A 12054-nucleotide genomic window follows, 5' to 3' on the forward strand; every position below is an offset into this window, starting at 1 on the left:
ACAAAGCGAGTTAATTTAAAGCCCTTAATGAGTTATCACTAAGGGCTTTTTTAAACTAGATGGATAGCGGAAAGCTTATTTCATTGCCACACCAAAACACACATTAGCGAGTTGTGAAAAATGGGTGAAAGTATCAAAATCAATGGCCTCAAACCGTCTAAATGAAGCATGCCTATCAGCATAAAAAACACCTAATACCTTAGTGCCTACCATTAATGGCGCGATCAGAAAACCTTCACGAGATAAGTTCTCAGTCATATCTGCGGTCACGCTTTGTGGTTCAGTTCCAGTTACCTGCGGTATCCAGTAAGGTTTTTTCTGTTCAATACACTGAGCAAAAATAGATTGTTGATCGGTTAACTCAATCACAAAATTGGTTTTCATCGTTTGAGCATCATCACCCATAGAGACTCTAGGCAACAACGTTTTTCTATTGGGTGACAATAGCAATGCACCGCAACGATCAACACCAACCCCGGTGAATATTCCTTCAAGCGCGGTTTGCATTATCTGATTAAAGTCCGTTTTGTTTATAGCAAAACCAGTTAACTCACGTAATTTAGCTAATTGAATCATTAAATTAGCTTCCCGAACGATATTAATAGGTTGAGGAGCGTCGAGTGACTCAAACACGTTTGCCGTATTAGGAATAAACTCAACTAACACCTTAGCACCATAATCTACAGCCAGTTTATGGGTAACTTGATTACAGCGAATTAATCGTAAATTAAGTTCTTCTAAACTAACATCAAGCATATCAGCGGCTTGTTGTAAGCGTTTTTGAAAACCTTGCGGATCTAACTGAGGTTGTGCAATTGACTCAGCTAATTTATCGGCTATAAAAATACAGCGAATTTCAGGCATACGCTCATCCGGATTATTCAGTGCTTTAAGTAGCAAATCACCTAACCCCCAGTTTCTGGCAATACCTTGAGTCAATTGATTGAATGATGTACCAAGCTCTGCACGAATAATATTGAGCTGTTCGACACCATCTTGTGTTGAGAGTAATTTGGCATCTAACTCATCTAGTAATTCTCCACCAGTACTCCAAAAAGCACTCTCACCTATGCGATAAAGCAAAGTGGCAATAAACACCTCTTCCCTTAATGCCTCATCTCTATCACTCACCATCATTCGGGCAATCATTGCCGCGTGAAATGATTGCGCCATCAGCTTTAATAAGCGCTTGAATACACTATCGGAAAGATTGTGGCTTTCTAGTAAACTGGATAATAATCTGGCGGTTAGACAGATATTTCGAATAGTATCAAATCCTAATACCACTGCAGCTCGGCTAACAGTAGAAACTTGATTAATACCTTTATTATAAGTTGCACTATTAGCAACCCGTAAAATGCGTGAGGTCAGCGCATTGTCGTGCATCACACTGCGACCCAGTAACGATAAAGAGGAGACGTCATCCTTGGCAAGCTGCTCTAAATCTCTAACGGTTGAACATAGGGCTGGCATTTCTTGATCACTAATGCGCTTGGTCCAATATTCAACACCTTTGTGAGATTGATTGGCTGTCATAGTTGTCTTTTTTATTAAATAATTGTGGATATATTGTGACAAGTATACTCAAGATAGCTCTATGATGGAGATCTTATTAATACTCAAGTTGATAAAATAGGACGCGATATAAAAAAGCGGCCCATTAAGGGCCGTAACACAAGCGAGTTGGTTAAAAACTTACGGGTAGGAAGTAAACCAACAATAAGAATCAACAACAAAGCTTGCAAGCTTATGATCCAAAAGGTTGGATAAAAGTCCCGTGCGGCCTGTAGGAGAACCGCACGGGGTTACAACAGTCGCAAAGCGACTAAACTGTAAAACGGTACATTTAAATCTTAAAACTGTTCTTCTTCAGTAGAACCGGTTAATGCAGTTACTGAAGACTTGCCACCTTGAATACAGGTGGTCACTTGGTCAAAGTAACCCGTACCCACCTCTTGTTGATGAGAAACAAACGTATAACCTTTTTCTGCTGCAGCAAACTCAACTTCTTGCACTTTTTCAACATAGTGCTTCATACCTTCGCCACGTGCATAGTCATAGGCTAAATCGAACATGTTGTACCACATGTTATGAATGCCCGCTAATGTGATGAACTGATACTTATAGCCCATATTTGATAGCTCTTGCTGGAATTTAGCAATGGTTGCATCATCCAAATTCTTCTTCCAGTTAAACGAAGGAGAACAGTTATAAGCAAGCAGTTGATCTGGATACTTAGCATGAATTGCATCAGCAAATCTCTTTGCTTCTTCAAGACAAGGCTTAGCCGTTTCACACCAAAGTAAATCTGAGTAAGGCGCATAAGCAAGACCACGAGAAATCGCTTGGTCTAAACCCGCTCTAACACGATAGAAACCTTCAGAGGTACGCTCGCCAGTCACAAACTCACTATCATAAGCATCACAATCTGATGTCATTAAATCTGCAGCGTTTGCATCAGTACGTGCAATAACTAATGTATCTACGCCACTGACATCCGCCGCAAGACGTGCTGCAACCAGTTTTTGAATCGCTTCTTGGGTAGGCACTAAAACCTTACCGCCCATGTGACCGCACTTTTTAACTGACGCTAATTGGTCTTCAAAGTGAACACCTGCAGCACCGGCATCAATCATTGACTTCATCAGTTCAAATGCATTCAATACACCACCGAAACCCGCTTCAGCATCAGCAACAATAGGTAAGAAATAATCGGTATAATTCTTATCACCTGGATTGATTTCTTTGCCCCACTGAATTTGGTCAGCACGACGGAATGAGTTATTGATACGGCTCACTACCGCGGGTACCGAGTTAGCTGGATATAAAGATTGGTCTGGGTACATGGTGCCAGCTAAGTTAGCATCAGCAGCAACCTGCCAGCCTGAAAGATAAATAGCTTCAATACCCGCTTTAGCTTGCTGAACAGCTTGGCCGCCCGTTAATGCACCTAAAGAGTTAACATAACCTTTTTTAGCGCCACCATTGACTAATTCCCATAGTCTTGCCGCACCAAGCTTGGCAATAGTGTTTTCAGGCACGACTGAACCACGTAAGGCGACCACTTCTTCTGCAGTAAATGGACGTTTAACCCCTTTCCAACGTGGATTTTCAGCCCAATCTTTTTTGATTGCATCGACTTGTTGTTGACGAGTTAGTTGTGTTGCCTTAGTCATAATGTGACTCCTTGCTGTGTGATTGCTAGTTTGTTATCACGACTGCACAATGCAGTGCGTGAGATTCTATAATTCAGTAATTTAATATTAAGCGGTTAAAAGCTCATATCCGGGTAGAGTTAAAAAATCTACCAATTCATCCGATGTGGTAATTTGTTCAAGTAGCTCAGCGGCTTTAGCAAACTGCCCCGCTTGATAGCGCTCATCACCCACTTCTTGTTGAACCTTGACTAGTTCTTCTGCCAACATGCTTCTAAACAAGTCTTTGGTCACTAATTGACCGTTAGATAATGTCTTGCCGTGTTGGATCCATTGCCAAATTGAGGTGCGTGAAATTTCAGCAGTCGCAGCGTCTTCCATCAAACCGTAAATTGGTACGCAGCCATTACCTTGGATCCAGGCTTCTATGTATTGCACCGCGATACGAATATTAAGCCGCATACCGGATTCTGTGCGTTCCCCTTCACATGGCTGAAGTAACTCAGCCGCCAAAATCGGTGCATCAACATCGCGGGTAATATGCAGTTGGTTGGTTTTATCTCCGCCAATATAGTCATTGAATATTTTCATTGCGGTGTCAGCTAAACCTGGATGTGCTACCCATGTACCATCATGGCCATTACGGGCTTCTAGCTCTTTGTCGCCACGAACCTTGTTCAATACCAACTCGTTAGTGGCTTCATCTTTTGCCGGAATAAATGCCGCCATTCCGCCCATGGCTAATGCACCACGCTTATGACAGGTTTTAATCAATAGACGTGAATATGCACTTAAAAATTTGGTGTCCATGGTCACCGCCTGGCGATCGGGTAACACTCGGTCAGCATGACGCTTTAAGGTCTTGATATAGCTAAAAATGTAATCCCATCGACCACAATTTAACGCAACAATATTTGAGCGAAGCTCATACAAAATTTCGTCCATTTCAAATACAGCGGGTAAGGTTTCAATTAAACAGGTGCATTTAATCGTCCCAGGTTTTAAGCAAAAACGCTCTTCAACAAAGGCAAACACTTTTGCCCACCAACGTGCTTCAACATGGCTTTCAAGTTTAGGAAGATAAAAGTAAGGGCCTGAATTACTTGCCAATAACTGGTGATAGTTATGGTAGAAATATAAGGCAAAATCCATCAAGCCACCGGGTATAGCCTGGCCTTTATATTCAACATGCTTTTCTTTTAAATGCAGACCACGAACACGGGCAACTAACACCGCAGGGTCAGGATTTAACGTGTATTGCTTACCTGTACCAGGGGCTGTAAATTCAATATCGCCGCGAACCGCATCACGTAAATTAATTTGACCTTCAACCACTTTCTGCCAACTTGGAGCTAATGAGTCTTCAAAATCAGCCATAAACACTTTAACGTTGGCGTTTAATGCATTAATAATCATTTTACGGTCTACAGGACCGGTGATTTCAACCCGACGATCTGTTAAGTCGTGCGGAATACCACGAATAGACCAATTACCATCACGTATTGCACGGGTTTCAGGTAAAAAATCCGGTAATTCTCCATTATCAATACGCGCTTGTTTTTGTTTACGCTTTTCAAGTAATTGTGGAACTTCAGCGGCAAACCGGCTACATAAGCTGTCAAGTAATGCTAATGCACCATCATTAAACACGTCATCTTGCCCTGCTATTGCGGGACCAGTAATGACTAAATCTGGCGTACTGTTGGACTGCTCAGATGTTGCTTTACTGTACTGTGCGACTAATTGATCTGCCGTCATAACCTGGCTCCCTTGGTGCGACTGTCATTGTTTTACAAACGGGTTGAACATTTCTATTTGGATTACTGCTTTAAATAAAAAGTGACTAATAAACTCAATAATTCAGAGTAACTAAAGTTGCTTGCTTAACATGCTGCAAATTAATCTGAGTGACTTACGTTTATCTGTAAAACCTTTTATTCAAATAAAATCACCAAATGTTCGTTTCGCAATAAAAACTACGCAATAACTGTTGTGTTTGCAACAGTCATCACTTTACCAATTCAGTATAAAACCATCATAAAACAGCATTTAAAATTGGTCATACCAAACCCAAAAGCAACAATTAAAGCACTGATAAACAACAATAATAAAAAATTACACACTGTGAAATTCACCCTGTAAAATTAAATGGTATTACCTATTAACCAATAAAAACACAAAGTAATAACTTCCGTAATTAAAAAACATAAAGTAAACTTAAATTTACACAAAAGCAGTCAAAACAATAATTTAAACAACCATCAACTTGTTTTGCCTTCCCCTTAAGTACCCCCTACTTTAAATAACAGAATCAGTCAGTTAACCAAACTCAAACAAAACCCACTTTTAAACAACCGTTTTAATTTGACGTTAACGTAAAATGGAACAATAAAAGGTATTTAACGGCAAAAATACAGATAAACGTTATCCGATCATCAAGGTCATCCTCAGTGGTTTTATCAAAAAATAAGTTAATTTATTTTAAATTTTTTTGATTTTTTAGTCGTTTAACTTAATATTTCGCTTTTAAATGAGACTTAACACGATTTCAGCCATCTTGCTTATTAACCGCGACTTGGGTTAATGGATCGGCTCAATAAGCTCAATCCAATAGATTTAGCTTATTTTGTCGCAAACTTGTCATTTATTTTGTAAACAAGGCGCATTAACACGTCATAAAAAATAGCTAATAGCGCTAATAATCTAAAAATACCCCTCTGCTTCTCGCGAGATCATCAAACTGATTTCGCCTCACCCTGCAAAGTACACGTTAATCATCACAAATTTTGTATTGTTGATAATTCAACAGAACAAGGGGAGCAGATAACGCTCTGAAAGCATTGACAGAGACAGCCAATAACGCCAAAACGCATATGAATAGCATTGAATAACTGAATGGGTAGGGAAATAAACTGGTAGAAAGGTAGGTGATTAAACTAATCAGCCTATGAACATTATTGACGTAAATACTGCCTATGGTGTTTACAAGCATTGAGAGACTAGCAATATGAAAGGAAGTTGATAAAAGGGAGTTGATAAAAGGGAGTTGATAAAAATCAGTTTTATGATGCGCTTCCTAGGTAAAACACAAAAACCTTCGCTATTGTAACTGTGACAGTGTCGTAACGCTTAGCATAGTTGCGGCATACCGCTATATCCACAATGCTAATCAAGTACAGTGGTGGCTATCGAAAGATCCGTTAGACGAAGTTTGGATGGTATACCAGCGCCTTGTTGCGCCCTTGATGCTTACATTCATACAAAGCTATATCAGCGCGACTTAATAATGGATCAATACTTAAATCATCACTACTTAACGAGCTTATACCAACACTCAAGGTAATTGAAAAATTATGACCTGAATATTTGGTATCAATACTTTCAACTTCTTTACGTATGGTTTCTGCTAATTTAAAGGCTGTTTTTTCATCTGTCCTAGGTAAGTAAAGTACAAACTCCTCGCCCCCAAGGCGACAGAAAATGTCTGCTGGACGAATTATATCTTCAATAACTTGAGTAACTTTTTTTAATGTCCAATCACCAGTAGCATGACCAAAGCGATCATTAATTGATTTAAACAAGTCTAAGTCTAATATCAATACAGAAAAATGACTATGGTTAGATAAAGCTTGCACCAATTCATTTTCAGCTAAATCTTGTCCTGTCTGGCGATTAAAAATCCCGGTCAATCCATCTCGCTGAGCTTGACGCATAAATTGATTACGTTGAAGCCATGCCGTTAGCAATAAAAGCAATAAACCAATACACACACCAAACAACAAGGTCGAAAACATAATTGATGAACTTTTTTCTTTCAAAAATAAATCTTTTTGTTGCACCATCAACTCATGTTCTTGCTGCAAACTTTTATTTTCACGACTTTTTTCAGCGCTATCAAAACGAGCCATTTGATAAGCATTTTGTTTATGGTTACTCTCATCTAAATCTTGTAAATCTAACGCATGGGCAACGACTTGATATTGGTATGCTTTAGCGTAATGCCCATCTCGACTGGCTAACATAGCCAATACTTCATTAGCTTGTTTTTTTACATGGTTATTAGATTTATCTGCATTCAAAGCGTTAAGTTCATCCGCATAAAGCGCCGCTTTTTGATAATCACCCTGAAAGAAATAAATTTTGCTTAAAAAAGCTTTAACACTATATATTTCTTGATGAAATTGAAATGATTGATACCCTTCTAGCGCTGTTTCAAACAGCGGTTTAGCCAAATCTAACTGATCAAGCTCAAAATAACTCTCGGCTTGCCCTTTTATAGACATAATTTTAATTAATGGCTGTTCATTATCAGCGCAATAGATTTCAGATTGTTTGAATAAATCATTCGCCTCGGTATAACGCCCTAACCTTAGGGTGGCTACCGCTAAATAGACTTTGGTATAACATTCATTTTTAGTGTCTTTACCTTGGTTGATATTCAGCACTAATTGCGCAGTATTAAGCATTTCTTCATAAGCATTTAAATCAAGCAAGATATTTAACAAACGAACATAAGAAGCCACTTTTAGGCTCGTATCTTGAACCCCTTCAATACGCGCTAAATTCACCTCCAACATGGAGAACGCTGCTTCATAGTTTTTAAGCATTAAAAATACTGTGGTTTTATAAAGATAAATTCGGGTCAGTGACGCTTCCGATGGGGTGAAAGTTAACGCTAAGTCCAGTGTTTGATTGGCCTGTTCTAATTCAGATAAATATATGTGCTTCGCACTCAGCAGAGTATAAAACTCAGCCAACTGAGGCCGAGATAGCTTATCAAGCGCCCCCTCTATAGCTTTGATTGCAACATCAGCTTGGGTAAAATCGGTTTGCAGTAACTTTTCAACTCGACTTAAAGACTCATCATAATTTTCAGACGCAAAAGCACAATGGCTAAAAACCAATTGTGCTAATAAACAGAAAACTAAGCCTATATATTTCATTTGTTATTCAGTCGGGGTAGTAACCATAATGTAAGCTTGCATTAAACTATCACCCAATTGTGCTTTAAGGGCATTTAAATCACCAGACATAATTAAATCAACTTGTTCGACTGTTAAGCCATTTGCCAGCATAACGCCTCGAGGATCCGCTTTATAAGCTTCTAATAATGCTGCATCAACCGATAACGCTTCGGCAAATTGTTGTAATTTAGACATGGTATTCCTTTATAGTTTTTATGATTTTTTTTTAACTAGCCAATACTAGCAGCTGTTATGCCTAATTTATCTAAAATTTGTTGATTTAACACTAGCTTTTTTGCTGGTGGTATCATTAACGTACTAATTGGTTTGAGTAGCGCAAAAGGTAAGTCACTCAAAGCAACAGTATCAATTCTTGGTTGTTGGAATGGCAAGGTGGCCGCTTCATAAATCACCACGGAATGATCTAATGGATACCACTGGCTCAAATGCTCAACTAACACTTCAAGTTTTGCTTGTGTGGTCGAAAATTGGGTCAAGGTATGCTCACCAGCCAACGCTATTTGCCATAACAATAAATGGGTACAGTTATTGGGTATATGGTTATAAAGTAAAAACTGCGTCGCCTCAAAACTTTGGTGGCCCACATTAGCTGGGTCAATCCCTAAATCCGCCCATAAACACGCTTCTGCTGAAATTCCAGGTAACATACTCGACTCAAACCCTTCAGCTCGGGCTTGCTTAATTGCCATATGTGCAACACACGCAAAAACACCAGGGTGACCATAGAAGGCGCACACCACTAATTTGCCTTGGCGCACTTCTGATAAAATGGCAGCTACCATTTCATTATATGTATCACGTCGATTTTTAACTTGGTCTGGTTTAGCATAAAAAGATTGTAACGACCGCACATCAGCGTTAGTCGAATCAAGCCACCGCTGAGCAAAACCATCAGTTACCAATGAAAAAACCACATCGGCTATTTCAATATAACTTTTGCTTAATGTGCTAATTTGTCCAGCCAAGTGCATACCAGTGCCCACGCAAACCAACCTACCGATACTGTTGGGTTGTTCAAAATTGGCCGCTATTTTAGTATTTTTGACGTTCAAGATTACACTATTCATTATTTATTCATTTTTATTATTAAAATACCGTAACAGAGTGCAAAATAACATTTAATTTATAGCTCAAGCTAAACAATTTGAATAATTATTCCAATGTTTTTTTACTTAAAAACATAATAAACCATTGAACTTATGCTTATTGAGCTAATCAAATTTGCCACAAGTCACATCCGCCCTTGTCATCATAGGGTTTGCTTGGGTATGATAACCAACAGAATTTAGGAAGTAGCACAGACAATGATTAACAAAAAACAAAGTCTTACTCTGTTAAGCGCAGTAGCATTATCTATATCTTTAAGCGGTTGTAGTGTATTTGACTGGTTGATTTATAAGCCAGATGTCCCGCAAGGGAACTACATGGAAAGCCAGCAAGTCGATAAGTTACGTATCGATATGACTAAAGAACAAGCTGAATATATTTTAGGGCGTCCCGTTTTACGTGACAGTTTTGCTGATGATACTTGGTATTACGTGTATCACTTTAAAAGTGGCCGCGATGCTAGCATTATTCATAAAGAGTTAATTATTCATTTTATTGATGACAAGGTTAACCGTGTTGAAGGTGATTATGATTTACATGCGGACTTTAATACTCCGCTTGATGAAAACAAGTTACCGTCAAGCAATGAACCAGAGGATGACCCGCTCATTCCGGAAGCTCGTCCAGACGCAAAACCTTTAGTTGAAGAGCAACGTGGTTTAAACAGCACTATCAACGATAAAAAATAAACCTCAACATAACGGTAGAGGCCTAAAATAAAAAGCAGGGATGCCTCCCTGCTTTTTTTATGCCTGCAATGCAAGCGTGCTTAACCTAACTTAGCGCCAGTAATTTTATTAATTCGCCCTTCATCTTTAGCTTTCTCCGCACGTTTACGGCGCACGTCTTTAGGGTCAGCAATAAGCGGCCTATAAATTTCAACACGCTGACCAGGCACAAGCACCTCATCGTGCTTAACTTGGCGACTAAACACCCCAAGTTTTACCTGTTCTAAATCAATTTCAGGAAAAAAAGCGCAAATATCACTTTGTCTTACCGCCTCAATAAAACTGCAACCTGGTTCAACCATCACAGTAATGACTTTTTGTTGGGTTGGCAGCGCATAGACCACATCTACAGCAAACGGTTGTTGTTCAATTGTCACGATAAATTACCTTAGCTCGGTCAGTAAATGCGGTCACCATAGACGACATCAATTGTTTAAATACCCGCCCAAAAGCTAAATCAGACAGCGGATTAGCAAATTCAAAATCCAAATCAAACTCTACTTTACAGGCATCATCTGTTAGCTCAGTAAACACCCATAACCCCTGTAAGCGTTTAAACGGACCGTTTTCCAGTGTTAACGTAATTCGTTTACCTGTTTCAACTTGATTACGTGTTGTAAAAGTTTTTTTAATGCCAGCTTTACTGACATCAACCGATGCCACCATGGTAGAGCCATCAAACTCCAACACCTTACCGCCCACACAGCCAGGTAAAAAAGCATGGTAAGACTCAACATCATTAACCAACTCATACATCTGCATGGCACTAAAGCGCACCAACACACTCTTGGAAATCTTAGGCATCTGCACTCACTTCTACAAAATAATGTCGTGATTTTATCACGATAAATGAAAAAGGCATCTGTTGCAGCACAACATAGACGTACACAAACTAATAATTTAGGTATAATCGTTGAATTATTAATACTCTCCCCCCATATCTGTTGTAGTACCGAATAAAAAAGTTAACACAACAGCGCTTTTCAAATGGGCAAATTGCAGGCGATATAACGCCTAGATGGTAAAAAAGCATGGTAAAGAAGAATTCAAAATCGGGAAAAAACCCCTCAGCAACCATCGCACGTAACAAACGCGCGACTTTTGAATACCGCATAGAAGATAAAGTCGAAGCGGGATTACAACTTATGGGCTGGGAAGTTAAATCTATCCGCATGGGTAAAGTTAACTTATCTGATTGTTATGTTTACATAAAAGAAGGTGAAGCCTTTATGCATGGTTGTACTATACAACCACTTAATACCGCTTCAACCCATGTTATATGCGATCCAATAAGAACCAAAAAACTGCTATTAAAGCGCAGTGAAATCGACAAACTTGCCGGATTAATTGAACGTCAAGGTTACACCCTTGTCCCCTTATCCATGTATTGGCGTAAAGGTGCTTGGGTCAAAGTCGAAATAGGCTTAGGCAAAGGTAAGAAAGATCACGATAAACGTGAAGACACCAAAGAACGTGAATGGAAAGTCGAACAGTCTCGCGTAATGAAAAAGAGCAGACTGGACGGATAATAACCAAACGATGATATTTTGTTAATCGTCGCTAGGTATTAGCCAAACAACACGTTATGATATTACTAATTGGGGGCGATTCTGGATTCGACAGGATTCACGAAACCCAAGGAGCATGTCGAGGGGCGGTTGGCCTCGTAAAAAGCCGCACCGTTATAGTTGCAAACGACTCTAACTACTCTCTAGCAGCTTAGGCTAGCTAGCCATCACCCACACGTTTCGCACGTGGACAGTGGATCATGATGGTCATATTACAGTGTGCTAGCGAGGGAACTCCGTCCAGGGGTGAACCGCGAAACAGTACCGGACTCACCAAGTAGCATCCTGTCTTTCGGAGACTCCTTGGTTAAATAAAAGAGAGACTAAACATGTAGTGCCGAGGATGTAGGCTTTCTGGACGCGGGTTCAAGTCCCGCCGCCTCCACCAATTTATAGAAGGGCTTAGCAGCAATGCTAAGCCCTTTTTGTTAGTTTTTTTAACTTATATTGTTACAGCGAAAATCACTTTCTATTTTTATCCAATTCAGATGTGGCGGCGGGACTTGAACCC

10 protein-coding genes and 1 other RNA gene are annotated in these 12054 nt (G+C 39.6%); 3 read left to right on the forward strand and 8 right to left on the reverse strand.

Going from position 1 to position 12054, the window contains the following annotated elements:
• Nucleotides 1-75 precede the first annotated feature (75 nt).
• From L0B17_RS14860 to L0B17_RS14885, 6 genes are all read right to left on the reverse strand, one after another.
• Nucleotides 76-1536, reverse strand: coding sequence for an HDOD domain-containing protein (locus tag L0B17_RS14860; RefSeq protein ID WP_235085858.1), 1461 nt, complete (start codon nucleotides 1534-1536; stop codon nucleotides 76-78).
• 317 nt (nucleotides 1537-1853) lie between these two features.
• Nucleotides 1854-3176: an isocitrate lyase gene (gene aceA / locus L0B17_RS14865; RefSeq protein ID WP_235085860.1), complete on the reverse strand. Its 1323-nt coding sequence runs from the start codon at nucleotides 3174-3176 to the stop codon at nucleotides 1854-1856.
• Between the two features lie 87 nt (nucleotides 3177-3263).
• A complete protein-coding gene (aceB, locus tag L0B17_RS14870) occupies nucleotides 3264-4913 on the reverse strand; it encodes a malate synthase A (RefSeq protein ID WP_235085862.1) in 1650 nt (549 codons plus the stop codon).
• A 1442-nt stretch (nucleotides 4914-6355) separates the two neighbouring features.
• Nucleotides 6356-8098, reverse strand: coding sequence for a tetratricopeptide repeat-containing diguanylate cyclase (locus tag L0B17_RS14875; RefSeq protein WP_235085864.1), 1743 nt, complete (start codon nucleotides 8096-8098; stop codon nucleotides 6356-6358).
• Nucleotides 8099-8101: 3 nt separating this feature from the next.
• Nucleotides 8102-8314 (reverse strand): hypothetical protein, encoded by a 213-nt coding sequence (locus L0B17_RS14880; protein ID WP_235085865.1) that lies wholly within the window; start codon nucleotides 8312-8314, stop codon nucleotides 8102-8104.
• A 35-nt stretch (nucleotides 8315-8349) separates the two neighbouring features.
• Nucleotides 8350-9141: an SAM-dependent methyltransferase gene (locus L0B17_RS14885; protein WP_235089854.1), complete on the reverse strand. Its 792-nt coding sequence runs from the start codon at nucleotides 9139-9141 to the stop codon at nucleotides 8350-8352.
• A 303-nt stretch (nucleotides 9142-9444) separates the two neighbouring features.
• Here L0B17_RS14885 and L0B17_RS14890 point away from each other — a divergent pair, with 303 nt between their 5' ends.
• Complete coding sequence (locus tag L0B17_RS14890; protein ID WP_235085867.1) at nucleotides 9445-9936, forward strand: outer membrane protein assembly factor BamE; 492 nt, start codon at nucleotides 9445-9447, stop codon at nucleotides 9934-9936.
• A gap of 80 nt (nucleotides 9937-10016) precedes the next feature.
• On the opposite strand, the gene L0B17_RS14895 is transcribed toward L0B17_RS14890, so the two are convergent.
• Nucleotides 10017-10352, reverse strand: a complete 336-nt coding sequence (locus L0B17_RS14895; RefSeq protein WP_235085868.1) for an RnfH family protein — start codon at nucleotides 10350-10352, stop codon at nucleotides 10017-10019.
• Entirely contained in the window at nucleotides 10342-10779 is a 438-nt protein-coding gene (locus tag L0B17_RS14900) for an SRPBCC family protein (protein ID WP_235085870.1), read from the reverse strand. Before L0B17_RS14900 ends, L0B17_RS14895 begins: the two co-directional genes overlap by 11 nt.
• Before the next feature lie 227 nt (nucleotides 10780-11006).
• On the opposite strand from L0B17_RS14900, the gene smpB reads away from it, so the two are divergent.
• Both smpB and ssrA read left to right on the forward strand, forming a co-directional pair.
• Complete coding sequence (gene smpB, locus L0B17_RS14905; RefSeq protein WP_235085871.1) at nucleotides 11007-11504, forward strand: SsrA-binding protein SmpB; 498 nt, start codon at nucleotides 11007-11009, stop codon at nucleotides 11502-11504.
• Nucleotides 11505-11575: 71 nt separating this feature from the next.
• Nucleotides 11576-11931: a transfer-messenger RNA gene (gene ssrA / locus L0B17_RS14910) on the forward strand.
• Nucleotides 11932-12054 lie beyond the last annotated feature (123 nt).

It is taken from the genome of Shewanella sp. OMA3-2, from assembly GCF_021513195.1.
Classification (GTDB): Bacteria; Pseudomonadota; Gammaproteobacteria; order Enterobacterales; family Shewanellaceae; genus Shewanella.